16 protein-coding genes are annotated in these 25,061 nt (G+C 61.3%); 7 read left to right on the forward strand and 9 right to left on the reverse strand.

Annotated features, from left to right (window positions below):
* The 5 genes from AB4O22_RS13230 to AB4O22_RS13250 all read left to right on the forward strand — a co-directional run bounded on the left by AB4O22_RS13230 (position 1) and on the right by AB4O22_RS13250 (position 7,613).
* Complete coding sequence (locus tag AB4O22_RS13230; protein WP_223471751.1) at positions 1-2,382, forward strand: hypothetical protein; 2,382 nt, start codon at positions 1-3, stop codon at positions 2,380-2,382.
* A gap of 62 nt (positions 2,383-2,444) precedes the next feature.
* A complete protein-coding gene (locus AB4O22_RS13235; protein ID WP_223471750.1) occupies positions 2,445-3,368 on the forward strand; it encodes a hypothetical protein in 924 nt (307 codons plus the stop codon).
* Between the two features lie 19 nt (positions 3,369-3,387).
* Complete coding sequence (locus AB4O22_RS13240; protein ID WP_223471749.1) at positions 3,388-4,704, forward strand: hypothetical protein; 1,317 nt, start codon at positions 3,388-3,390, stop codon at positions 4,702-4,704.
* 3 nt (positions 4,705-4,707) lie between these two features.
* Positions 4,708-6,525, forward strand: a complete 1,818-nt coding sequence (locus tag AB4O22_RS13245) for a hypothetical protein (RefSeq protein ID WP_460096462.1) — start codon at positions 4,708-4,710, stop codon at positions 6,523-6,525.
* Positions 6,526-6,557: 32 nt separating this feature from the next.
* The gene (locus tag AB4O22_RS13250) at positions 6,558-7,613 is read left to right on the forward strand and encodes a hypothetical protein (protein ID WP_223471747.1); all 1,056 of its coding nucleotides are present in this window, start codon (positions 6,558-6,560) and stop codon (positions 7,611-7,613) included.
* 70 nt (positions 7,614-7,683) lie between these two features.
* Here AB4O22_RS13250 and AB4O22_RS13255 read toward each other — a convergent pair whose 3' ends face one another.
* Positions 7,684-8,448 carry an SDR family NAD(P)-dependent oxidoreductase gene (locus AB4O22_RS13255; protein ID WP_223471746.1) on the reverse strand — a complete coding sequence of 255 codons (765 nt, stop codon included), beginning with the start codon at positions 8,446-8,448 and terminating at the stop codon, positions 7,684-7,686.
* 304 nt (positions 8,449-8,752) lie between these two features.
* On the opposite strand from AB4O22_RS13255, the gene AB4O22_RS13260 reads away from it, so the two are divergent.
* Positions 8,753-12,928 carry a DUF5801 repeats-in-toxin domain-containing protein gene (locus tag AB4O22_RS13260; RefSeq protein ID WP_123350847.1) on the forward strand — a complete coding sequence of 1,392 codons (4,176 nt, stop codon included), beginning with the start codon at positions 8,753-8,755 and terminating at the stop codon, positions 12,926-12,928.
* A gap of 495 nt (positions 12,929-13,423) precedes the next feature.
* Here the strand turns inward: AB4O22_RS13260 and AB4O22_RS13265 are convergent, their stop codons facing one another.
* From AB4O22_RS13265 to AB4O22_RS13300, 8 genes are all read right to left on the reverse strand, one after another.
* Positions 13,424-14,110 carry a response regulator transcription factor gene (locus AB4O22_RS13265; RefSeq protein ID WP_123350846.1) on the reverse strand — a complete coding sequence of 229 codons (687 nt, stop codon included), beginning with the start codon at positions 14,108-14,110 and terminating at the stop codon, positions 13,424-13,426.
* A 478-nt stretch (positions 14,111-14,588) separates the two neighbouring features.
* Positions 14,589-15,962, reverse strand: a complete 1,374-nt coding sequence (locus AB4O22_RS13270) for a TolC family outer membrane protein (RefSeq protein WP_123350845.1) — start codon at positions 15,960-15,962, stop codon at positions 14,589-14,591.
* Between the two features lie 2 nt (positions 15,963-15,964).
* On the reverse strand, positions 15,965-17,290 hold the full coding sequence (locus AB4O22_RS13275) for an HlyD family type I secretion periplasmic adaptor subunit (protein WP_185047012.1): 1,326 nt from the start codon (positions 17,288-17,290) through the stop codon (positions 15,965-15,967).
* Positions 17,259-19,043, reverse strand: coding sequence for a type I secretion system permease/ATPase (locus AB4O22_RS13280; protein ID WP_123350844.1), 1,785 nt, complete (start codon positions 19,041-19,043; stop codon positions 17,259-17,261). Before AB4O22_RS13280 ends, AB4O22_RS13275 begins: the two co-directional genes overlap by 32 nt.
* A gap of 102 nt (positions 19,044-19,145) precedes the next feature.
* Positions 19,146-21,515, reverse strand: coding sequence for a CehA/McbA family metallohydrolase domain-containing protein (locus tag AB4O22_RS13285; protein ID WP_415239516.1), 2,370 nt, complete (start codon positions 21,513-21,515; stop codon positions 19,146-19,148).
* Positions 21,516-21,578: 63 nt separating this feature from the next.
* Positions 21,579-22,328: an ABC transporter permease gene (locus AB4O22_RS13290; protein ID WP_223471744.1), complete on the reverse strand. Its 750-nt coding sequence runs from the start codon at positions 22,326-22,328 to the stop codon at positions 21,579-21,581.
* Between the two features lie 7 nt (positions 22,329-22,335).
* On the reverse strand, positions 22,336-23,337 hold the full coding sequence (locus AB4O22_RS13295) for an ABC transporter substrate-binding protein (RefSeq protein ID WP_363806625.1): 1,002 nt from the start codon (positions 23,335-23,337) through the stop codon (positions 22,336-22,338).
* On the reverse strand, positions 23,334-24,173 hold the full coding sequence (locus AB4O22_RS13300) for an ABC transporter ATP-binding protein (RefSeq protein WP_460096463.1): 840 nt from the start codon (positions 24,171-24,173) through the stop codon (positions 23,334-23,336). The genes AB4O22_RS13295 and AB4O22_RS13300 overlap by 4 nt, the downstream gene beginning before the upstream one ends.
* Positions 24,174-24,307: 134 nt before the next feature.
* On the opposite strand from AB4O22_RS13300, the gene AB4O22_RS13305 reads away from it, so the two are divergent.
* Positions 24,308-25,051, forward strand: coding sequence for a GntR family transcriptional regulator (locus tag AB4O22_RS13305; protein ID WP_069970894.1), 744 nt, complete (start codon positions 24,308-24,310; stop codon positions 25,049-25,051).
* The last annotated feature ends 10 nt before the right edge of the window (positions 25,052-25,061 follow it).

Below are 25,061 nucleotides of genomic sequence, written 5' to 3' on the forward strand. Positions count from 1 at the left end.
ATGAGCATATTGAATTTCCCCCGCATCTACCTCAACGGCGAGATGTTCTGGAACCCGCCGACGGCCAATAACAACGACGTGTACCCGCTGTATGACGCGGTGAAGATGGACATCAACTGGCCGTTCGTGAAGCACTTCGGCATCGACCCCCACAATGCCCCCGACAGGCTGATGCCATGGATCCTCTCGACGCAGTACATGACTGACATGCCGACCTATGTGCAGCAGGTGCCAGGCAATATCAATCCGAAGCATGACCCGTACATGCCCGCCGAATGGGATCTGTTCGGTGACAACAGTTGTGGTCTGGTGAACTACGGGAAAACCACCTCGACCGTCATCGGCGGCGAGCTGCAGGCCAATACCTACATCGCTCAGGATTCGCTGATCGGCGCGAAATACCAGTTACTCGGCAGCCCTCTGGGCGGATCCGCCCCGACCGTGGCGCGCTTCGTGGACATCAGCCCATGGCAGAACACGTTTACGGCATTGTATTTCGACAAACTGGTGCTGGGGGATACGTCCTGCGGCCTGACTCTCAACCGCAAGTATCGGATGATGGACCGTTTCCTGAACTTCAATTGGGGAGCCCTGGGTGGCCTGGTGAATGTCAGCACCACCTGGCAGACCTGCTTTCCCAAGGAGAACCTGGAATGGGCGATTGGCAACTCGCGTCTGCTGGCCAACCTCCAGCAGCAGATGACGCAGCAAGGGGCCCAGGGCCTGATGTTCCGGTTTTCGGCCTACCTGACCTGCTACGACAAGAATGGTGTGTTCAACGATTACCCGCAGCGCCTCGACACCCGTTCCAACCACACGGACAGCATTAAGCATGTGCGTGACCTGTACAAGGCAGGTTTGAACAACGTCAACGAGATTTTCTTCAACCCCGCCTACAGCCGCACCTCGGCGGTGCTGGGTCTGTGGTTCGCCAACGAATACCCCACCGCTCCCGCCGGGGTGCGCCTGGTACCCACCCAGCCAGTCCCGGTCGTTCAACCGGGCCCCGCTGGGAATCATAGTGTCCCATTGGGGGTGATCTCGGCGCAGATCAACGGTAATACCCTGTCGCTGGACCTGAGCAACACGTTCCCGTGTTATCCCGTTGACCCCGCAGCCGACATCCTGGTCCCTGAGAAATTCAACGCCGGAGACTACCTGTTGGGCGTGCGCCAGAAGGGACGGTTCATGGCGGGGATCGGCTTCGGCTTCGACAAATACCAGCAATCGGCTTTCGAGCTACGCTCAGGCATCCTCGATCTCACGCTCAACGCCGAAGCCAAGGCACTGCTGCAATCCGGTCCTCTGCTGCTGCAACAGCGCATCCCGGCCGCCCCTCCGAAGATGGCCGCCGGCCAGCAACTGTGGACCGCCGAAGTCATCGAGAGCGGCAGCTTCATCGATGTTGGTGAGCGCAAGACGCTGAGCATCATGGTGCAGAAAAATGGTCAGCCGGCCGCCAACACCACGTTGTATGTCGCGGAGTACGGCAATCCCTACATGGTGACCAGCAGCAATTACTACCTGGCTTTCAGTAATGCGGCCGATTTCACGCTGTTCTACGACAACCCGTTGGCCCGTATCAACAACACAGCCAATCTGCCGCAGTTCATCGACGCGCCCAAGGTCGCCCTCTATCGCAGCACCGGCAGCGGTCGCCGGCTGACCGAACTGCAGGACGTGCCCGACCCCGTGGGCACACCGGTCGGGTATCAAGATTTCCTCAAATCGTCCGGTACGCCGGTCGCCGTCGACCTGCGCCCCTGCCTGGTCTTCGACAAAGGCATCAACGGCACCGGTACACTGCAGGACAAGAAGGCCAGCAGCGTCAGTTACTCCTACGCCGTCATCACCACCAACGCCCAAGGCATCGCCCAGATAGGCTGCCGGGCAGTGGCGCCAGGCTTCCCTACCTTGCGCTTTTTCGTGCAGGAGAACGGCAAAAAACCGGCCATTCCGTTCAGCTTCCCGATCACCCAGGCCTACGTCGACTTCCTCGCACCGATACGGGTGCTGCCCGTGGACATGCAGTTGCAACAGGACTTCATCGACACCTGGAACACCATCTACGAGAAAACAAACGCTCCAGAGCTGCTGTGGGACACGTTCATTTATCCAAGGATCCTGCAAACCTTCTATTACCTGTACCCCATCATGAACAAGTTCATGCCGCTCAATTCCCGGACGCGCGTGGAGGGCGCAATCGACCAATTGATCTTGTTGATCAGCAAGGATTACCAGGACCAGAGCACCCTTGCGATGCCCATCACCCGGGACATGTCCCAAAGCCGCCGCGCCGTCCTGGAGCTGTGGGCCAAGCGCCTGGTGAAGTTCAACTATCCGCCCAAGAAACTCAGCATGAGTGACTACAACGGCCTTTGACGATTTCACCCAGGATCACCGGGTGGCGAGCCCGCCGCCCGGTACTGCACAGGAGTGTCGATATGAAAGCCTGCATTTTGAGCCGACTGTTGTTACTGATCCTGTTGTTCAGTCCGGGGCTTTTTGCCCAACAGGACAGCGGTGCCGTGTACTTCACCATGGGCGTGCACAACACCGAGGGCTGCAACGAACAGAACGGCAACTGCATCGCCAAACGCCTCCCAGGCGAGCCTTCCGATCCGTTTTTCCCGGCGTTCTGGATCAGCGATTGGACCATGTACCGGGTGATGCACAATTATGAGAAAAACCCGCCGCCCTACAGCAATCCGCCCTCCACCCTGACCCCGGCGGACTACACCGTCTCCCGAGGAACCAGCTACTACGACACGGCCTATATCCCGGCCGATGGCGACGGTTTCGGTGCGATGATGGAGCACTATGAGAAGTACTGCCTGCCGATCTTCCCGATCAAGAACAACAACTACACCTGCTCCTTCGTGTCCCTGGGCAACAAGGCGTACTTCCTGACCTACCCGCAGGATCGCCCCAAGGACATGCCGGCCTGCTGCATGTTTTCGCCGATGAATCATCCGCCGCGGCAAGACTTCATCCAGCACCTGCCCTACAGCGCCGAGCGCAGCCAGAACCTCAATGGCAGCGTGCAGGCCTACGCGCTGGACCTTCAATCGCCGCAGGGTCCGATCCTGTTCGGCTATGCCTTCTACAAGAAAATGTCGGGGCAACCGCCCTACCGGCAGCCCCAATCGTTCTTTTTCTCCGGTGACACCAGCGTCGCCAATGCCCCCATCGTCAGCCAGAACTACACCAACTTCCGCATCGCCAAACCGGACCCTGCCCAGACCTGGGCGCAGGTGGCCGCGATGTGCCCGGCGAATCCACCGCCCTGCCAGCTGTTCGAGCCACCGGCTTCACAGAGCAACGGGCAAAAGGCGCAGTGGAACAAGCTCATGCAGCGCAAACCCTGACCAATGACGAAGGATCGCCATGAACACTTCACTCCGTTTCATCCTGGTACTGCTGGGCCTGGCCAACCTTCCGGCCCTGGCCCTGGAGCAATCCCAGGGCCCATCCCAAGAGCAAGCCATGCCACGGACGCAGGCCTCGAACCTGAATTGCCAACCCCCCAGCACGGCGCCAGCGGCCAATGCCAGCCAGGACCTGTTCGATCAATACAGCTGGCAGCTGTTCATCGCCGTGAACTGGCCCGCCCAGGCGGGACAGCGCGGTGATCCCGACTGCAGCAAACAGCCGGGGGACCCCGGCTACACCGTTTGGCAGACCTACAAGACCGTGGAAGAAACCTTCCTGCCACGGGGGGCCGACCCAGGCCCCTGGAACACCCCGCAGCTTGCCAAGAGCCTGGGCATCATCAACATCGCCGCGCTGAAGAACAGTTCCCAGGTGAATGCCGTCGACCAGGCCGTCGGCGGCTGGCTGATCGACCAGGCCGGCAACCCGACCTACTACGACATCTCGGCCAACGAGACCTCCTACAACTACATCGTCGCCAACCAGTTCTATAACGCCGATGTGGTTTCCAAAGCCAACAACATCCACTTCCCCTATGGGGTCATCGAGGTCAAATCGAGCTGGCGCATCCTCACCCCCAACGACAATGCCAGCCGCTACCTGACCATGCTTGCGCGCGTGGCCACGTTCGACGACCAAGGCCAGCGCACCGGCGTCACCGAGGCCTACCTGGGCCTGGTAGGACTGCACGTCATCACCAAGGTGAACGGCTATCCGCAGTGGATCTGGTCGACCTTCGAACAGATCGACAACGTTCCGCCCAAAACGCTGGTGAACGGCGTATGGGTCGACCAGCCGACCTCCGGCACGGCTTATTCCTACTTCAACGCCAGCGCCCCGGCAGCCACGCTCAACCAGTCGCCCTGCGATTGGCAGACCCAGGGCGCACACCTGGTCTGCGTGCCCAAGCCTGGCACCACCTTCCAGACCCCGAACCCGTTGAACCGGTACACCCCGATCGCCGAGATCACCAACGAGGTCAACACCCGTTACCGCAGCGACCCGGGCCTGCAACGCAGCGTATTGAAGTACTACCAACTCATCACCACCCAGCGCCCGCTGATGCCGGACAACCCCAGCAACCCGCTGGGCCAGCCGACCCCCGCCCTTTCGGCCAACGTGACCATGGAAAGCTACATCCAGCCCAACAGCAGCTGCATGAATTGCCACTCCATGGCGACACCGGTCAAGAGTCCCTACAAATCCGACTACTCCTACCTGTTCAAATTTGCCAATTCACCTGTCGGCAAAACCATCAAGGACGAGGAATAACTCATGAGCATCCTGAACGGACCACGGCTGAACTTCTGGGGCGGCATCCGCACCGACGTCAGCCTGCCGAACAACTCCCCGACCATTCCCTACGATGGCAACGATGACTGGCCGCTCTTCGACCTGACCACCTCGACCCTGGCACCGGGCGCCGAGCCCTACACCGACGACCAGTTGAACAACATGATCAATGCCCCCGCCGGCAACTACTACACCGCCGGTGGCTGGAATCACTACGGGCAGCATGTCGTCGACATGCAGAACGCCTTGATCAGCTCCCAGGGCATCCCCGGCAGCATCAACACCACCGGCGACCTGGTGGGCCAGGCCGTCTATTTGCTCGGTTCGGTGGACCCGGTGACCGGCCAGGGCCCCGTTTCCGGCCCGATGATGGTGGACCTGGACCCCACCTCCTCGACGACCACCCAGATCTTCGTCGGCGGCCTGCAAATCGGTGGCAACGACAACATCCAACTGCTGATCCGCAGCAACACCGTGTGCAGCAGTTTCGACGTGGCGGGACGTGTGCTGCTGCCAGCGAAAATGGACGCGCCGGGCTCTTTCCATGCCAGCGGCACGTTTCAACTGACCTTCCCGTTGAGCAGCATTGTCAGTTGGAACCAGAACAGCAGCGGCCTGCGCTCGATCATCCAGGCACCAGGAGCGACGGGCATCGTCCTGCGTTTCGTCATGTTCGAAATGTGCCCGACGATGACCACCGAACAACTGGACGCCGACTACGTCGCCGGCAAGTACACGCCCAACCCGAGCATCGGCCGGGTCATCGGCACCTTGGCCCCGGCCTTCGCCGACGAGCCGCTGAACTGCCAGCCGGGCCGGCAACTGGTCAACCAGAGTACCGGCAATGCCGGCTATGCCGACCTGGGCGACACCGGTTACCTGAGCATCGACATGGTGAACGTCATTCCGAAGGAAACCTTCCGGGCCGTCAGGGACGACATCACCAGCCCGATCGGCCCCAACGCCGATTACGGGACCGTGACCATCAGTGCCGGCACCACCACCCTGACGACCCTGGAGCCGACCAGCCGCTTTTTATTCGACTACTACGTGTATGGCGGCATCGTCGACCTGCCCCTGACCGCCGACCAGCTACAGGCAGTAAGGACCTCTGCCTTGGCAATCAACGCTCCGGGCAAGGTCGCCGGCACCACGTTGCAAGCCACCGAGTCGACCTATCGGATCTATGCCGACCAGCGCAACGTCTACCTGGAGGACTACCCCAACGGCCTGTCGATCACCCTGCAGGTCAGGTACCTCGGCGGGGCGGTCCCCAGCACCACCGAAATCGGCCTGCAGGCAATCCCGGCAGCTGATCCTCCCACGTACAAAGAACCGCAGTACTGGGACTTCCTCGACTACCCTGACTCGCTGACGGTCAGCGCCGGCCAGCTTTCAGTCAGCTTCCCCGTCACCGTCAAACCGGGCAACGCCGCCCAGGCCGGTTTCGTCGCCCTGACCTGCACGGCCAATGGCCTCGACAGCAGCGCTTACTTCACCAACTTTCGCAAATACGCCCAGACCGACTTCGGCATTCCCAAGGGCACCACCATCACCTGGCCGCTGATGTATCCCAACGTGCTGCGCTTCCACTACCTGGCCTTCCCCGCCATGTCGCGCTATATCCCGCTGAATCAGCCCGACGCCATCATGGGCGCCAAGAACCCCATCCTCGCCCGCACCTCGGACGCCTACAAAGGCACCACACTGTTCATGCCCGTGGTGCGCTCGATGTCGCCCTGCCAACGGGCGTTGCTGCGGGCCTATCTCACCGGTGAACCGTGGCAGCCGCCGCAATGACCGTATCCCCTGCTCATTCACGGAGAGAGCCTATGCCCGTTCCCCTTCAGATCCCCGCACACCCCGGGGAAAACCTGCGCCCCAGCACCCTGGTCGCCGAGGACCTGCTGAACCCTCGCGGCCTCTGCCTGCAAGCCGATGGCAGCCTGCTGCTGACCGAAGCAGGCTCGGGGTTGCCCGACCAACCCTTCAGCGGCCGTATCAGCCGACTGCGACCGGATCCGCAGCGGCCCGGCGCCTACCTGCCCCGCGAAACCCTGGCCCAAGCGTTTCGCGCCATGAACATGCAGGCGCGCATGCTGCGCGATGAAATCATGGGGGTGTCGGACATCGCCTGTGGTGACGGACGCTGCCTGGTCAGCCAGACCGATTACGTCGCCGGCTCCAAACTGCTGGACCTGCAATTCACACCGCCCGAACCGGTCTTTCATAGCCGTGGCAACCTGAATGCGCTGTGCTACCACCCGACCCGCCGCAGTTGGCTGGCCGTCAAGCCCGATACCAACCAGTTGGTGGAGTTCGTCACAGGCCAGGAAGAGCGCGTACTGGCGCAACTGCCCGAACTGGATCAAGGCCAGGAGGCCGTTCCCGTGACCCTGGTGTACGAACCGGCGACAGACGCCGTGCTGATCAGCCTGTTCTCGGGCGAACTGCACGGCGACCCGAGCCGCAAGGGCATCGACTTCGCCGAGAAGGCCGGCCAGGTGATCCGGGTCTGGCCGGACAGCGCCAGGATCGACACCCTGATTCGCGGCCTGCAACTGCCCACCGGGCTGGCGCTGCGCCCCAACGGCCAGTTGCTGGTGCTGGAGCTCTGCGAGCGCCTGCAACAACCGTTGCTCCCCGACTGGAACGGCGAACCCCTGCATGGTGGCTTTACCCGGTTCAGTGGGCGACTGCTTAGCTGCGACTTGCAGACAGCCCAGGTCACGGTGCTCGCCCGCGACCTGGATACCCCTTCCAACCTGTGCCTGTTACCCGACGCGGTACTGGTCAGCGAAGGCATGGGTCTGGTCGGGCGGCCACTGCCTGCGCCAGATGGAAGCGTGGTGCCGTTAAACGGCAGACTTCGTCGGGTGCAACTCTGAACAAACGCTCAAGGCCGCAGGCAAAAAAACGGCGCTTACCCTTCATGGGATAGGCGCCGTTTTTCTTGACTCAGCCAGCAGTGACCGTCATGCCACCGTCCGCCATGACCACCGAACCGACGATAAAGCTGGCACGGTCCGACGCCAGGAACGCAACCACCTCGGCAATTTCTTCCGGCTGTGCGGCTCGGCCAATAGGCGCGGCTTCACCGTGCTGGGCAAGGAACGCCGCGCCGTCCTCGACCACGTCATTGAGGATGTTGGTGACCACATCGCCAACTCCGACCGCATTGACGCGAATGCCATGCCCGATGACTTCCAGCGCCAGGGTCCGCGTCAGTTGTGCCAGGGCACCCTTGGAGGCGGTGTAGGCGGCAATGGTCGGGAAGGCAAAATAGGACGCGTAGGACGCAATGTTGACGATGGCCCCCGACTTTTTGGGCATCATTGCCTTGACCGCTTCGCGTGAATGCAGGAAGGCGGCGGTGGCGTTGACCGCCTGGATGCGCTCCCAGTCCTGGCGCGTCATGTCGATCACCAGCTTGTTGATAATGATCCCGGCGTTGTTGACCAGGATGTCCAACCGGCCGAACTGTTCGACGGCCAGGCCAACGGCGCGCTCGGCAGCGCCATCCTCGGTGATGTCAGCCTCCAGCGGTACCAGCCCGGGACGGGCCAGCTCATGGACGGCGGGGTTGATGTCTTCCGCGACCACCTTGGCGCCGCGGGCATGCAACAGCAATGCGATGGCCTTGCCGATGCCACTGGCGGCTCCGGTGACCAGTGCAACCCTGCCTTCGACTTCGTGGGGAATGCTGTATTGGATATCGGTCATGATCGCTCTCCTGCGTGAACGGGCAGACGAGGCATTCGCCAGCCCGGCGCCCGTGGGCGCTGTCGTTGTCGACGGCTTCACTTTCTCGCAACGACGACTGTCGGGCTTTCGCAGGCTTGCCGGGACTGTTGGGGTTTTGCGCAAATCTGCCCACGCCGGCTCAATCCCATTGCCGGTGGCATAGGCCGAAACTCCCACCCAGCCTGGGAGTATCAGCCGATACGCAATAACGCCGGGCTTCCCCATAGTTGCGGTCATAAGGTCAACGGTCAGGCCTCGATGACCGCATGCTCTGGAGAAAGTCATGACTATTCGCGAGCAAGACTCAGCACTGCTGAGCGATCCGGCCTCGCTATACACTACAACCGCCAGCACCGGCCTGGGGGTCGTGGCAACCGGCATCAACGTAACGCTGGATGAAACCGCAAATTTGCAGAACGGCACCGCCACGCCGAGCCCTGCAATAGACGCGGATGACAACGATATTCTGGTCGTATCCCTCCCCACGGCCTTCGCCAGTCGCCTGACCGCACTTGGCACAGGGACCGCGACGGGAGCAGCCTTGAGCGGCTATACCGGCGCCGTGGGCAACACCGGCAGCGATGCGTTCACGGTCAACGCCGCGCCTGGAGCAACCATTACCAATATCAGCTTCGTCGGCAGCACCGGTGCGCCGCTCGACGGTGTCGACAGCGGGCTGGATACGCTCAATGGCACCAGCATCCTTCTGTACACGGACACCAACGACAATATCGTCCTCGGCAGGGCCGGCGGGCCAGCCGGTGCAATCGTTTTTGCCGCCTACATTGAAGAAACCGCCACCGGCGGCAAGATCTGGACCGTGCTCTACGAACCGCTCCAGCAACCCATCAATACCAACCCCGACGACGCCGTCAATCTGCTGGATAAAGTCTTCATCGGCGCGAGCCAGGACCTGGAGTTCAGCCTGGCCAACGCACCCTCCGGCCAGAACCTTTTCCTGATGTTCACCACGGCGAACCCGACGACAACGCTGGTCGACGGTGTCCTGCGGATCACCGAGCCCACCATCATCGCCACCGGCAAGAACCCGGCCGACCAATCCAGCGGCGCCAATATCACCACGGGCGACACGATCAACACCAGCCAGGCCGGTGGGCCGACGACCTTCGGCACCAATAACCAGATGATAGTGGAGCAGGAAGGCATCCGTTTTACCTTCGTCACCGGTGCCAGGCAGGATGTGACCATTCCCAACCTGGACCAGACCGAAGCGGACGTGGAATCCAACATCGACTTTACCGACGTCTTCAATGCGAGGATGGCCAACTTCGACATCGTGCAGTTGCAAAGCGGCAAGACCGCGGTGGTAAAAATCAGCGCGTTCAGCACCGCGGCTGAAACCGGGGTGAATTTCATCAACGGCTATGTCGGTGACACCTCGGTTGCGATCAGCAACGTGCGGGTCATCAACATCAGCACCGGCGCCGTCATCGAGAACTCGGACGGCTCGGTCAATGATGCGGGCATCGTCATCAGCTTCGCCTCCGGCGTCGCCACCATCACCGGCGTCAAGGCCGGCTACCAGATCGAATACACAACCACGTCAGATCACAACCGCGTGCTCATCGAGAACGGCGCGGCCCTCGATGCCAAGGGCACCAGCCACGCCGACTTTGACATCGGCGGCTTCACCCTGGTCCAGGCTTCCATTGCCAAGACCGAGATCGGTTCCAAGATGATTTTCGAAGACGATGGGCCGAGCATCGGCACCACCGGCACCGAGCCAACCCTGACGGTGGACGAGACGCTACTGGGCACCAACGCCACGCAGAACTTCGCCGCCAACTTCGTTTCAGCCTACGGCGCCGACGGTGCCGGCACGCTGACCTACGCACTGGGTGTGGTCGCGGGCGCTTCCGGGCTCACCGACACGGCCACGGGCGAGGTGGTCAACCTCTCGCTCAATGGCACGACGGTAGAAGGCCGCACAGCCAGCACCAACCTCTTGGTGTTCACCGTCAGCGTAGCTACCAATGGCGATGTCACCCTCGACCAGATCCGGGCCGTGGTGCACCCCAACACCACCAATCCCGATGACGCCAAGAGCCTGACCTCGGACACCCTGGTGACGCTGACCGCGACCAAGACTGACAGGGACGGCGACAGCGTCCAGGCGACGCTCAACATCGGCCAGAACCTGGTGTTCGAAGATGACGGGCCGAGCATCAGCACCACCGGCATCGAGCCAGCCCTGACCGTGGACGAAACGCTACTGGGCACCAACGCCACGCAGAACTTCGCCGCCAATTTCAACTCCTCGTTCGGCGCCGACGGTGCGGGTACGCTGACCTATGCTTTGAGCGCGGTGACCGGCGCTTCCGGGCTCACCGACACGGCCACGGGCGAGGTGGTCAACCTCTCGCTCAACGGTGCGGTTGTGGAGGGACGCACGGCCAGCACCAACCTGTTGGTGTTCACGGTCAGCGTGGCCACTAATGGCGATGTCACGCTCGACCAGATCCGGGCCGTGGTGCACCCCAATACAAGCAATCCCGATGACGCCAAGAGCCTGACCTCGGACAACCTGGTCACGCTGACCGCTACCAAGACCGACAAGGACGGTGACAGCGTCCAGGCGACGCTCAACATCGGCCAGAACCTGGTGTTCGAAGATGACGGACCGAGCATCAGCACCACTGGCACCGAACCAACCCTGACCGTGGACGAAACGCTACTGGGCACCAACGCCACGCAGAACTTCGCCGCCAACTTCACCTCCGCCTATGGCGCCGACGGTGCTGGTACGCTGACCTACGCCCTTGGCGTGGTGACCGGCGCTTCCGGGCTGACCGACACGGCCACGGGGGAAGCGGTCAATCTATCGCTCAACGGCACAACGGTAGAAGGTCGCACGGCGAGCACCAACCTGCTGGTGTTCACGGTCAGCGTGGCCGCCAATGGCGATGTCACGCTCGACCAGATCCGGGCGCTGGTGCATCCCGACGCCACCAATCCCGATGACGCCAAGAGCCTCACAGACAATCTGGTCACGCTGATCGCGACCAAGACCGACAAGGACGGCGACAGCGCCTCAGCGACACTCAACATCGGACAGAACCTGGTGTTCGAGGACGACGGCCCTTCGGTCGCGTTCGGCAACCTGATCGGCACCGGCAGCGTGCTTGCGCAATACGGATTCTGGGATAAATCGGCCGGGGCCGACGGGTTGGGAGCCGCTGGCCTGGACATCTCGCTGGTCAATGGCCAGTTCACCCTGGTCAGGCCCGACGACACGACCACGACCGGGACCGGCACGCTCGTCGAGCAAGCATCCTCGCCGGATGCCAATGGCGCGTACCATTTCGCCGGGACGTTGACCGGTGACTTCGACAACAACGCCACCACCGCCGCTACCAGCGTCGACTACACGCTGACCGCCTATGCCAATGGCAGCTATGCACTGGACCTGGTGCAAGGCTTCAGCTCGACTATCGTACGCAGCAGTGCCGACGGTTCGCTCGATGCCGGCGGCCCGGATTCGGTGCGCACCTTGTTGATCCCTGAGACCAGCAATCCGGCCATTCCTTCGACATCCGAAGAAATCGTGTTCTTCTCCGCGAAGGCACTTGCCTCCACCACGGATATCCTGACCGGCATCGGCCTCGGCGCTCCCGACCCCACCGAGGCTGCCCTGCAAACCACGCCCCTGCCGTCCTACATCGACCCGGCGGCCATGAACGTCAGCACCTCCGGCATCGGCGTCGGCAACAACCTGCTGCAAGGGGACAACCTGGTGGCCATCAGCGCTGCCGATGAAAGCTTCGTCATCAACCCGGAAAGCCTGGTGACGGGCATGAAAGTCTTCATCGACAACTCAGTGGCCGGCTACAACACCGCGACCGAGGACCTGTATTTCCGGATCTACTACGAAGACGGCACGTTTTCCAACCTCACCGAGGTCAACACCCTGACGCCCGAAGCGGGTGGGCAGGTGTCCTTCGAGATCGAGCGCGAGGGCACGGCGATGATCGATGCCGTCCAGCTCACAATGGGCCGTGGCGCAATCAAGATACCGGTCATCCAGTTCATCCAGGAAACCGAGAACCTGGCCAGCGATGTGCAACTGTCGTTCAACGCAACGCTGACGGACAAGGACGGCGACACCGCGACCAGTGCGTTCGACGCCAACCTGTTCGCCAACAACGCAGCCGATGCACTCTTCGACTACACGCTGGTTGGCACGGGTGGCGAGCGTGATGCCTTCAACGTCGACCTGACATTCACCGAGAACCAGTATCAGGTCACGGGGTTTGATGTGAGCCAAAACCTGCGGGACACCCTGGTGCTCAATGGCGATCAGAGCGCCGTTGTCCAATCGATCGATAACGCTGGCGCAGACAGCGTCGTTACGGTCGCCGAGTCTGGCGGGCAAATAACAACCATTACGTTGGTGGGCGTGGATCTGCAGAGCAGCGACGTTGTCTTTGGCAACGCCTGAAGCATCGCGTGCGTGAAAGATGCGAGGATGGCCTGGAAACCATCCTCGCATCGCTTTTCATACCTTCCCTGATCACGACAAAATCCAGCTCACCTCAAAGAGGAATCTGTGCCGAACACAAATCTTTTGCCCTATGAAGATCCAGTGTGGGAGCGAGCTTGCTCGCGAAGGCGGTGGGTCAGCTTGCATCAATGGTGCATGTGCCACTGTCTTCGGGAGCAAGCTTTGCTCCCACAGATCTGACGGGTGTACGACCGGAAGAGCCAGGTCGGCTACTAGGCCGCCTCGCGGTGGACGTTGATCTCGGCGCCCCGTTAACCACGCTGGCCGAACGCAGGCATTGTGGAGGGGGCAAAGCGCTTTTGGTTGCTTTTGGCTGGTCCGGCTCCCGGCTTTTCCAAAAGTGACCCGCCGTCAGGGCGGAACCCTAAGCAGCCGTTACCGCAGCAATGGATATGTACTCAATCAACAAAATCCTAGCCAGTTCCAACAAGGTCAATCCAACTCCACCCAAGTGGACTCCGGCGGCTCTTCACTGTTGGTAAGCCCATGCTTGAGCGCATACATCAACAGGTCGATGCGGTTAATAAGATCAAGCTTCTGATAGATGTTACTGAGGTGATTGTGCACCGTGTGCTCGCTGATACCCAGGCGCCCAGCGATGCTGATGTATTTGGCGGACGGATCCCCCACGATGGCACGAATCAATTCCTTCTCGCGCAGCGTCAACCGAGCCTGTTTCGCCTGCTCCAGATTGCACTGGGTGGTTGCATGGCCGATGGCGGCATAGCCGGAAAGCCCACCGGCCCAGGCCCTGTCCATTCCGATATCGCGATGATGCACCTTGACGATGGCCTGGATAATCGACTCCGTCGGGTCTTCGGCCAACACAATGCCCCGTGCGCCCGCCTCTATCGCCTGGGCGACAGGAACGGCCTCATACAACCCCTTGAGCACCAGCACTTTCATCTGCGCACTGCGAGTCAGCCCGGCGACAACCTCCAGAGGGTTCAGCGCATCGGGAAAGAAACTGAAAAAAATCACGTTGGGCCGCAACTGATCGGCAAGGTCCAGTGCATGGGTATAGGTCGAAGCCTGACCGCTCACTTCCATCTGCGGCTTTCTGGCGTTGATCAAGTCATGAAGCCCCCGGAGGACAAGGGGACGACAATCGACCAACATCACGCGGATTGGTGCTCTATGATCCGGTCTCATATCGCTAACCCCCTCGCAAGGCAAACCAGGATGTCCACTGGATGTTCTGGTGGGGGTAGCGTGCATTTCAAGAAGCTGGGAGAAACCATCGAGACAATCTTAATAGGAATAATTATCAACAGCTTACACATGATAATGTGCCCCTTACGAGCTCGTAGGCTGAGTCTAGGCCAGCCCGGCGCGCCACTGACAGCTCATCAGCCAGCCGTCGGCCAAGGCTTGGCACCGCCCCGTCTGCGCAACCTTCCCGAAAGGAGAAAAACACTCGCTAAATCAGCTCGTTGAGCCGGGAGCGAGGAATTGGCAACCTGTATGAGGCCGAGAGAAAATCGTCAATTAATCGACGAGTGGCATGCACTTACAACGCCTAATAAATATGAAGTCAATATATCGTCAAAAATCTACTCCGAATCAGCCAACGGAAGGTCGCATGGGCCTATTCCGATCAGCGAAAGTCTTGGCCAACGCTGCCGGAACTTAACCAGCTATTTAAATTTTCGATACCCTCGGCCGGTGGTTTCCCCGCCCAGCGGTTCAGGATCAGCACGTTGCTGAGAAAGTCGTATTGGGTTTTAAGCAAGTCGCGCCGAGCGCGGAACTCATTGCGTACGCTGGCCAGGACATCGACGGAATTGACCATCCCGTAGCTCAGCGCTTTCTCGGCGGCCACCCTGGATAACTGTGCCGACTCCAATGCCAGCCGGTTCGCACCGATTTTTTCGCCATTGGAATTGGCGGTCAGGTAGGCGTTGGTGATCTCCTTGACCACCCGGCGCCGGGTCGCCTCCAACTGTTGCTCGGCAACCACTTGATCCTCGTAGAGCCCACGGACCCGCGCCGAGGTCGAGCCGCCGCTGTACAGCGGTACCTGAAGACCTATCCCGGCGACATAACTGTCGGTGCGAGGGGCCAGGGAGTTGTTGTAGCCCTCATTGGTCTGTTGCGCACTCAGGTTCAGGCTCAGCGTCGGATAGTGCCCACCCTTGCCGCTGCGCAACGCTGCCCCCGCCGCTTCGACGCCGCTCTCGTTGGCCTTGAGCGCCGGGTTGAGTGCCATGCCATCGCGGACCCAGGTCTCCAGGTTGTGCGCCGAGACTTGCAACTGAAGGTCTTCACGAATCCGGTTGAGCCGCTCCTTGACGGGCCGGCCGACGATCTCCGCCAGTGCCTCGCGACTGAGGCTGACCTGATTGCGAGCGTCCAGTTCCTGGGCCGTGAGCAGATCTACCCGGGCCTTGAGATCGAGTTGATCGGTGATCAATGCCAGCTGCTTTTCGTACAACACATTGATCCGATCCAGGCTCCTCTGGGTGGTTCGACGTTCTGCCCGCACCAACTGCAATTCATCCTCGGCCGCCAGCGCGGTGAAGTAACGCCGGGCCAGTTCCACCGAGGCCTCGGCCTGGGTTTCCAGGGCCTGGGATTCGGACTGCCGGGCCAGGCTCTTGAACTTCTGATAGTTCTCCCACGCAGCTTTGTTGTAGAGGTACTGACGTAGCACCAGGCCGTAGCTTTCGCTATCGAAACTGCGCTGCACCAGATCGCTTTCCTGGTGAATCCGGTTCGACCCGGCGTTGAACGACAACTGCGGCAAGAGCGCGCCCATGGCTTCGCGCTGATGCTCCTGGCCCGCCTTCGCTTGCGCATAGGACGCCACGATCTGCGGATCCTCCAGCCGTGCCTCGCGATAAAGCTGCATGAGGTCGGTGGAAAACGTCGAGGCATTGACCTCGGCGGGCGCTGCCGCCTCGGTTTGTGCCAGAACCGCACCCGCGGCGAGCATCAATACACTGCCTAGCAGAGCTGCCGACGCAACCATGGTCATTCCTCGATCATCGATTGAGAAAGGGCATTGCGAGCCGGCTGCATCAGATACTGCAACAACGTGCGTTGCCCGGTGATAATCAAAACGTCCGCCGGCATGCCCGGCAATAATTTGCGCTCACCCAAGGTGCGCGCACCCGCCTCGGTTACCCGCACCCGTGCCAGGTAATAAGCCGTCCCCGTCTTTTCGTTGATCATCCGGTCTGCCGACACACTGCTGACCTCGCCTTCGATCACCGGCGTGGTGGCGCTATTGAATGCACCGAAACGGATATCGGCACGCTTGCCGATGGCGATGCGATCGATATCCACCGGTGCCACCTGGGCCTCGATGACCAGGTCGGACACCGAGGGCACGATATCGAGCAGTGGCGTCGCCGGACGCACGATCCCGCCAATGGTGTGCACCGTCATGTCGATCACCATGCCCGCCTCGGGCGCTCGGATGACGATACGAGAGAGCCGGTCTTCCAGTGCCGAGGTTTTTTCCTGCAGGTCGTAGATCCGGGTCTGGATCTCGGCCAGTTGCTTGACGACGTCAGCATTGAAATCCTTGTCGACTTGCAGTATCTGCAGCTGTGTTTCGTTGATCTGCAGGCGCGTCCGGTCAATGGTGGAGCGGTGATCGGCAACCTCTGAACGCAGCAGCCCCAATTTTCGCTCTTGTTCGAGCAGGCGCTGCTTGTCAACGAACCCCTGTTTGAGAAGGTCAGCCAACTCATCGATTTCGCCGCTGTAGGATTTCTCCAGATGAACCTTGGAGCCGACCATCGATTCCAGCCCCTTGATCTGCTGGCGGAACTGGCCAACGCGCTCGCGCAGCACCGCGATCTGGCCCAGCCGTGACCCTTGTCGAGCGCTGAATACCCGCGTCTCGCCCTGGCGCGCCTCCATGCCCCGCAGGCTGTCGGGATCGGCGATGTCACCAAAACCGATCGTCGGCAAACTGTCGCGCTCGGCGATAAGCCTCGCCTCCATGGCCCTGGCCGCTATCAGTTGGCCGCGAGCCATCTCGTATTCGAAGCGCAACTGGGCGTCATCGAGAATGATCAGCGGATCGTCACGCTTGACGATGTCGCCGTCGTGGGCAAGCAGCGCTTTGACGATGCCGCCTTCAAGGTGCTGGACGGTTTTTCGATAAGCCTGCACGGTGACCACGCCTGGCGCATACGCGGCACCGTCGAGGGGCGCGACGGCCGCCCAGGTGCCGAACACGCCGAAGATCACGCCTATGATGACAACGCCCAGGCGTCGAATATTGTGATCGGATGTCGGCAGGTCAGCGAAGCTCTCAATTTGACGACTGGGCACCATGGGGTTCATCGGAATCACCCTTGCCGGTATCGACCGAAGCCGTGCCGGTGCTTGCGGGCACGGCTGGCATCTGTGCCGGCTGTCGCTGCGCGTTAAGTTCGGCCAGGACATGCTCGCGTGGCCCGTAGAGACTGATAACCCCAGCGTTCATCACCATGAGCCGGTCAAGCTGCGACACAATGTTGGTCCGGTGGGTAATGACAAACAGCGTCGCGCCGGTCTGCCTCAGTTGCTGGATCGCTGCCGCCAGGGCGCGATCGCCGACGTCGTCAAGATTGGAGTTGGGCTCGTCGAGAACGATCAGCCGTGGGCTGCCATACAGGGCCCGGGCCAGTCCGATACGCTGGCGCTGCCCCGCCGAAAGCATGAGTCCCTCGCTGCCGATGACAGTGTCATAACCATCGGAAAACTGCAGGATCATCTCGTGAACACCAGCGGTCCTGGCCGCCTGGATCACCTTCACCGAATCGACTCCGGCGAAGCGAGCGATGTTTTCGCCGAGGGTGCCTTCGAACAATTCAATGTCCTGGGGCAAGTAACCGATATAGGGCCCAAGCTCATGCTTATCCCAAGTACTGATGTCGGCGCCATCGAGCCGAACCACCCCGTGCTGCGCCGCCCAGACGCCCAGCAACGCCCTGGCCAGGGTCGACTTTCCCGCCGCACTGGGACCGATGATGCCCACCATGCAGCCGGCAGGTGCGCTGAAGCTGATGTTCTTGAGGATCGGCGTCCTGGACCCGGGGGCCGCGACAATCAGGTTTTCGACCTGGACATGCCCCTGGGGCGCCGGCAAAGACATGCGCTCGGGTTGGGCCTGCTGTTTATCGAGGATGTCGCTCAAACGACTGTATTGAGAACGAGCGGCGATAAACCCCTTCCAACTGCCGATGATCAGGTCGATGGGGGCCAGCGCCCGCCCGAGCAACACGGACCCGGCGAACACCAGGCCGGCCCCTACCTGATGGTCCACGGCCAGGTACGCCCCCAACCCCAGCACCAGCGATTGCACGAGGATGCGAAAGGTGCGCGACAGCGTGCTGATGATCGCCCCGCTGTCGCTCGCTGCCGATTGCAGCAACAGCACGTTGCGTTGGCGCCGTCCCCAACGATCCATCAGGGTCTCAAGCATGCCCATGGATTCGATGACCTCGGCGTTGCGCAGGTTCTTGGTGGTGTAGAGCGTCGCGCCGATGTGCTCCTTGTTGGCCTGGGCCAGTGCCGGCCCGGTCAGCCGTTCGTTGACGAAGGCGAGCGCGAGCAACAACAGCGCGCTGCCCGTCGCGACCCAACCAAACCAGGGATGAAACAGGAACATTACCGCGATATAGATCGGTAACCAGGGCGCATCGAAAAACGCGAACAAGCCGTTGCCGGAGAGGAACTGTCGCAAGCCGGTCAAGTCGTTGAGCGATTGGGCTGAAGCATCCATGCCGCCACTCTCCAGAGCCCGTTTGAAACTGGCCTTATAGACTTGGCGACTGAGCAGCACATCCAGCCGGGTGCTGACCCGAACCATGACACGCGAACGGATCCATTCCAGCGAACCGAGGGTCACCAGCAATGCGGTCATGATCAGCGTCAGCATGGTCAGGGTCGTAAGACTGCCGCTGGTGATCACTCGCCCATAGACCTGGAGCATGTAAAACGTGGGTACGAGCATCAGCGCATTAATGAAAAAGCTGAAAAACCCGACAGAAATGAAGCTGTTCCGGCAGGCTTTCAGCGCCTTCTTCAGGCTGTTTTCAGGTGCGCTTCGCATTGAAACCCCCTGCTCGGGTAACTCTCCTCTGGAGCTTAGATCATGCCGAACAACGGCGTGTAGCAATTGGCCAGATTGTTTTCTGTCAGCCGGCACAGACGCCTACAGGGTCAGAAACAGTGCGGACGTCCATACCCGTGATTGATCCCGCTGGCGGGCGCAGATGAACAGCGGGTGTTCACGACCTGGCTCAAGACCCAACCGGGCCAGTTCGATTGTCCCCTGCAGCTCACGGGGCAGCGCTGCGGCGGTCACCCGTTCCAGGGACACCTTCAACTCCGCGCCCGGCAACTCTTCGACCACTTGCGATTGCGCCAGCAACTGTTCGCCGGACAGCGTCATCAACACCGTCGGCGCGTGTACGTAAGGTTGCGGCTCGGACGGGTCGCCGACCTTGACGTAGTTGTCGATACGGCTGTGGACCTGCAGCGTCGCGCCGGCCAGTTGCGACAGGTCGATTTCGATGCTGTCGGTATCGCCGTTGGTGTCGGTGCGAAACGCCAGGACCGTCGCATCCTTGCGCCATACGGTCTGCTCGGGATGATCGAGGCCCAGCGCGCGGAAGCCATTGATGACCGCGCCCGTGATGCGGATTTCGCCGGTCCAGTAGGCGCCGCGATAACGGTCCTTGATCCGTGCGCCCCCCAGGCGCAAGCGAATGCGTTGCGTGCAAAAACCCAGTTCCTGATGCAGGTTGCGCGACCAGATCAGCTTGTCGCCATCGAACAGATCGACCTGCTCCCAGCCCGCCTCGCCCAGCAGTCGATAGTCCAAGGTGGCATTCGAATCAGCAGTGAAGACTTCACCCATGAAGTGCCTGCCCTGACGCAAGCTGGCGAACGAACGCTCCCCCGTCGTAGCAAAGGTGCGACGAGCGCGCAGGGCCTTGCCCACACTGGCGCGGTCGAAAGCCTCGGCGACAACGCCGGTCAGCCCGCCACGGGAGCCGAACACCGCCGTGGCCGGCACGCCGCCACCGCAGCGGCCCTGGTGTTCATCGCTGTTCGCCGCGGCTCCCACCCGATAGCCGCGCTGCAACGCTTCGGCGTAGACCCAATGGAACTGGCCCCAGGCCGAACCGACCTCGATCAGCCGCTCGAGCTCCGGGTGATGCCAGTCGAGGTTGCAACGACGTCCGCCGACGTGGGGCATCATCAGATGCCCTTCGGGGTCCTTGGCATAGGCGGCGTACAACTCGTCCACCGGCCAGGCCCCCGGCTTGATGGTGCCGGCGGTGAACTCGTTCCACTCGAAGGAGCGCACCAGCCGCCCCTGGTTGTCGAAGGGGAACTCGGGCTTGCGGTCATGCAGGAACACCACGTTGCGGTCGCCGCCCGCACAAGAGTTGCCACACCACTCGGTGCCGGGATAACAAACAAATCGCCCCGGTTCGTTGAGTTCGTGGATCAGCTTGACCGCCTGGTCCCAGCGTTGCTCGGTGATATTGAAGTCGTTGGCGGTGTAGCCGAGTACATCGAGCCCGGCGACATCGCGACCGTAGCTGAGGTTGTACAGGGTGTCGTTGGTGCCCACCGTGTCATCGGAGTGCACATGCAGGTCGGCGTAGAGCGGACGCAACGCAGTACCGGCCGGGTCGACGGTAACAAAGGCCTGGGCGCCGTCGACAAAAGGCTCTGCCACCTTGGCGGACAAACGCCACTCGCCCACGGCGCCGAGATCAAGCCCCTCGAGCCGGGCCGCGGCCCAACCTTCTGCGGCCAGCGTGAACGGCTGTTGGCGCTCGCCACCTTCCGGGTCAACGAGGGTCAGGACACCGTTGAGCGGCAAGTTTCGGCAGGTGTTGCCCCAGGCATCATCCACCCGCAACAGGACATCGAACGCCTCACCGGCGCTGACCAGTCGCGGCACGATCAACTGCACGCTCCGCGCCGGTCCCGGCACGATGTCCAGCAAGGGGTCGCCCGGCACCTCGGCAAATTTCGAGCTGCCCAACGGGTCGATGAACAGACGGAAACGGAAGTCCTTCTCGACGAAACTCTGCACCCGCGTCCCCGCCCCACCCTGGCGTCGGTCACCCAGACGAATGATGACTTTGTCGCCCGGGTTCAGGTAACCGTCGATGATGTCGATGATGATCGCTTTCTGGAACGGCCGTTCATGGCCCTTCTGGTCGAAGCGCACTTTCAAGTGCTGCACGGTGGCCTGGCTCTGGCCGGGCATCAATTCACCGGCCTGGTATTCGGCGCTGACGTAGTTGGGGCCGGCCGGGTTCGAGGTCTGGAACAAAGCCCAGTCGGAATAGAACTTGAAGGCCAGCTTGAGCCAGGCACCATCGGCCAGGCCACTGCCACCGACCTCGTAGACCAGGGTGATGTCATCCCATTGACCGGCGACCAGCGTGTCACGATCACAGTGGACGCTGCCCAGGAATGGACGTTTCTTGTTGCGCTCGTACAAGCCTTGCGGGGCGATGTAATGCCCGGCTTCGCGGGGATCGAAAACGTTACTCACATGACACCTCGTGCAATGGTCCACTGAAGGTTTGAAAGGGGGACGAAGACAAGCAGGTAGCGCTTATTGCACGCGCCATTTCTGGTAGTGACGCTCGATGCGCCGGAATACAAAGCTCTCCATCAGCCAGGCAATCAGGCCGATCACGACAATGCCCAGCAGCACCTGGCTGCTGTTGCCGATCTGGCCGCCCGTGGACACCATCCAGCCGATGCCCTGGGAGGCGCCGATCATTTCCGCCGCAACCAGTGCCCGCCAGCCCTGGCTGAAGCCAATGCGCAAGGCGGCCGTGACGAACGGCAACGAGGCCGGCAGGTAGACGTGGGCCAACAGTTGCCAGGCATTGGCACCCAAGGTGCGCGCCGCGCGGACTTCACCGCCGCGAATACTCTGCACGCCCTCCTGGATGGTCACCGCCATGGGGAACATCGCGGCAATGAAAATCACCAGCACGATGGACACATAGCCCAGGCCGAAAATGATCATGATCAGCGGCGCCCAGGCAATCGGCGGGATAGCCATGAACAGGCTGTTGAGTGGCGAGATAAAGTCGCGAAAACGCGAGGACAGGCCAGCGCCAGTGCCCAGCGCAATTGCAACGATCACCGCCGCGCAAAAGCCCCCCACCTCTTCAAGCACACTGGCCTGCAGGTGCTGCAACAGCGAGCGGTCGCCCAGCCAGCGCAGCGCCTCGCGGGCAACGTCCCAGGGCTGCGGCAGGATGTAGGTGGGAAAGTGGCTCGCCAGGGCGATCCAGATCAACAGCAGGAATGGCAGCGACGCCCATCCCCAATTCGGTTTTGGCAAGGACATGACGGACTCAGTGCGCGGATTTTTCCAGGTAGGAGGTGTCCACGATCTGATCAGTCTTGAGCGTGGTGTCGATAAAACCCAGGTCATGGGAGTAATTCATCAGGCGCTGGATGAACTGGATGTCCGATTCCTCCAAGTCCGCCGACCAGCCCAGCCGGGTCCGCGCTTGGGCGACGATGGCCTCCGGGGCGATGGTCTTGCCGTCAGTGCCTTGCACCGCCTCAAGCTTGAAGGCCTCGGCGATGAGCCGGTTCGACTCGGCGGGATGCTCATTGAGGAAGGCAATGGCCTTGCGATGGGCACGCAGCAGCTTCACCACATCATCCGGACGTTCCTGCAAGGTTTTCGGCAAGGCGATCACCACATACCACGGGTACTGGGGCAACGCCTGGTTGACGTCCAGCAGGATCCGGCTCGATCCACGCAACACCGACTGGCTGACGAAGGGTTCCCAGGAAAATGCCGCATCGACGACGCCGCGCTCCAGGGCCGCGTTCATGTTGCCCGGCGGCATGTCAATGATGTCCAGGTCCTTGTCAGGGTCGAGCCCGGCCTTTTCCTTCAGGACATAACCGCGCAGCAACACATCCATGCCACTGCCCTTCTTGACCCCGGCCAGTTTCTTCCCCTTGAGCGCATCCAGGCTGGTGATCGGACTCTTGGCGTCGACAATCACTGCAGCCTGACCGTAGTTGACCTTCGCCAGGATCCGGCTTTGCAGCCCGCGGGAAAACCACTGGTACACCGGCGGCGTGCCGACGTAGGCCACATCCAGTTCACCGGCGGCCAGAGCCTGCTGGATCACAGGGCCATCGCCCAACGCCTTGAGGTCGACGTTCAAGCCTTCCTCGTGGTAGTAACCCTGTTTGTCAGCGATCAGCGCCGGGGCGTTGGCCATGGCGAAGACGTACCCCACACGCAAGGGTTTCTCTTCACCCGCCACGGCGAATGCGCTGCCCGCCAACGTGGCAGCAGACAATGTAAGGGCAAGCAGCGAACGTTTGATCATGCTGTCAGCTCAAGTCGAGGAGTGGGGTGAGCAATGGCCTGGGGCGCGTCCATCACCCGGGCAATGCGCGTCATCAGTTCATTGCGGTAATCCAGGAAGGCCGGCAGGCGGCGGGTTTGCAGGTTGCTGCGGGGGCGCGGCAGGTGGATCTCCAGCTCGCTATGAATACCGCCCGGCGCGATGTTGAGCACGACGACCCGATCGGCCAGGAACACCGCTTCGTCGATGTCGTGGGTGATGAACAACACCGTCTGGCCCAGTTCGGCCCAGATGCGCAATGTCTCTTCATTCATGCTGTTGCGGCTGATGGCATCGAGCGCGGCGAACGGCTCGTCCATCAGTAGCACGCTGGGTTCGAGGGCCAAGGTCCTGGCCAGGGAAACGCGCTGTTGCATGCCACCGGAAAGCTGGTGCGGCAGCCGATGCGCCGCATTCTCCAGTCCGACCAGGCGCAGGTACTGCAATGCCTGGGCGCGCTGCTGCGATTCGTCGATTCGAGCGCTCATCCGCAGACCGAAACGGACGTTTTCCAACGCGCTCAACCAGGGAAACAGTTGCGGCGCCTGGAACACATAGCCCAATTCCGAACGCTCCGGACGTACCGCTGTCTGGTTGATCGTGATACGGCCGCTTTGCGGTTGCATGAACCCCGACAACAAGTTCAGCAACGTGGTCTTGCCACAACCGGATGGCCCCAGGATCGCGACGAACTCGCCAGGCTGGGCGTTCAGGCTGAAAGCGGAAAATACGGAGTGCCCATTGGGGTAACTGAAGCTGATGTCATCGACCGTCAGGGCATCGGCTTGCGGCTGTGCGTAAGGAAAGGTTTTGAGCATGGCAAGTGTCGTCAGGTCGTTTACAATGGGAATACCTGACATAATACGTATTAATACAAGTAGTCCCAATAACCTATTTTTATAACCTTAGAAGTGAAGGCACCCTGCCCCGCTCAAGGCCATGGAAACTGACTGTGTCCACGCCCATTCTTCGCGACAGCACCACCTCGCTCTACGAACAGATCGCCCATCAACTGTTGGAGGAAATCCAACGCGGCGACTACGAACCCAGCGGCAAGCTGCCGTCCGAGGCACAGTTGGGCGAACGGTTCGGGGTGAGCCGCGTCACGGTTCGCCTGGCGGTGGGCAAGCTCAGCGACGACGGCGTGGTGGAGCGCAAGCAAGGCAAAGGCACCTTCGTGGCAGCCAAGCAGGTACGCCACGGCCTGGATGCGTTGCGCAGTTTTCATGAGGCGTTGTTGCTGCAAGGGCTGCAACCGAGCATGCAGGTGGTCAGCCATGCCCTGCAGCCCGTTCCAGAGACCCTGCGTGGTTTGTTTGAGGACGCAGACGACTGCCTGCTCCTGGAGCGGTTGCACTTCGTCGATGACGAACCCATCGCGTTGGGGCGCAGCCACTTACCGGCAGAGCTGGCCAGCGTGGCCTGGGCTGAAGTCGAACATCAACCGATCTATTCCATTCTCGAGTCGATCACCGGCCTGGCGGTCACCCGTGCCGACCTGGCCATCCGTGCGCAGGAAGCCGACAAAGGCCTGGCCAGCGCGCTGCAGGTCAAACGCGGCGCCGCGCTGTTGGTCATGGAGCGCACATCCTATTTTGCCGACGGACGCTGCTGCGACCGCACGACGTTTTTCATCCGCCCGGAACGCTATGCCTTCATCCTCAGTGGGGTTTTCAAATCCACGTCGGCCAGTTGATCTCGACGGA

Source organism: Pseudomonas sp. S3_B11, from assembly GCF_054667715.1.

Bases quoted from the DNA above. Each gene is read 5' to 3' on its own strand.
- AB4O22_RS13230 (WP_223471751.1), top strand. From the start codon at position 1: ATGAGCATATTGAATTTCCCCCGCATCTACCTCAACGGCGAGATGTTC.
- AB4O22_RS13235 (WP_223471750.1), top strand. From the start codon at position 2,445: ATGAAAGCCTGCATTTTGAGCCGACTGTTGTTACTGATCCTGTTGTTC.
- AB4O22_RS13240 (WP_223471749.1), top strand. From the start codon at position 3,388: ATGAACACTTCACTCCGTTTCATCCTGGTACTGCTGGGCCTGGCCAAC.
- AB4O22_RS13245 (WP_460096462.1), top strand. From the start codon at position 4,708: ATGAGCATCCTGAACGGACCACGGCTGAACTTCTGGGGCGGCATCCGC.
- AB4O22_RS13250 (WP_223471747.1), top strand. From the start codon at position 6,558: ATGCCCGTTCCCCTTCAGATCCCCGCACACCCCGGGGAAAACCTGCGC.
- AB4O22_RS13255 (WP_223471746.1), bottom strand. From the start codon at position 8,448: ATGACCGATATCCAATACAGCATTCCCCACGAAGTCGAAGGCAGGGTT.
- AB4O22_RS13260 (WP_123350847.1), top strand. From the start codon at position 8,753: ATGACTATTCGCGAGCAAGACTCAGCACTGCTGAGCGATCCGGCCTCG.
- AB4O22_RS13265 (WP_123350846.1), bottom strand. From the start codon at position 14,110: ATGTTGGTCGATTGTCGTCCCCTTGTCCTCCGGGGGCTTCATGACTTG.
- AB4O22_RS13270 (WP_123350845.1), bottom strand. From the start codon at position 15,962: ATGGTTGCGTCGGCAGCTCTGCTAGGCAGTGTATTGATGCTCGCCGCG.
- AB4O22_RS13275 (WP_185047012.1), bottom strand. From the start codon at position 17,290: ATGAACCCCATGGTGCCCAGTCGTCAAATTGAGAGCTTCGCTGACCTG.
- AB4O22_RS13280 (WP_123350844.1), bottom strand. From the start codon at position 19,043: ATGCGAAGCGCACCTGAAAACAGCCTGAAGAAGGCGCTGAAAGCCTGC.
- AB4O22_RS13290 (WP_223471744.1), bottom strand. From the start codon at position 22,328: ATGTCCTTGCCAAAACCGAATTGGGGATGGGCGTCGCTGCCATTCCTG.
- AB4O22_RS13295 (WP_363806625.1), bottom strand. From the start codon at position 23,337: ATGATCAAACGTTCGCTGCTTGCCCTTACATTGTCTGCTGCCACGTTG.
- AB4O22_RS13300 (WP_460096463.1), bottom strand. From the start codon at position 24,173: ATGCTCAAAACCTTTCCTTACGCACAGCCGCAAGCCGATGCCCTGACG.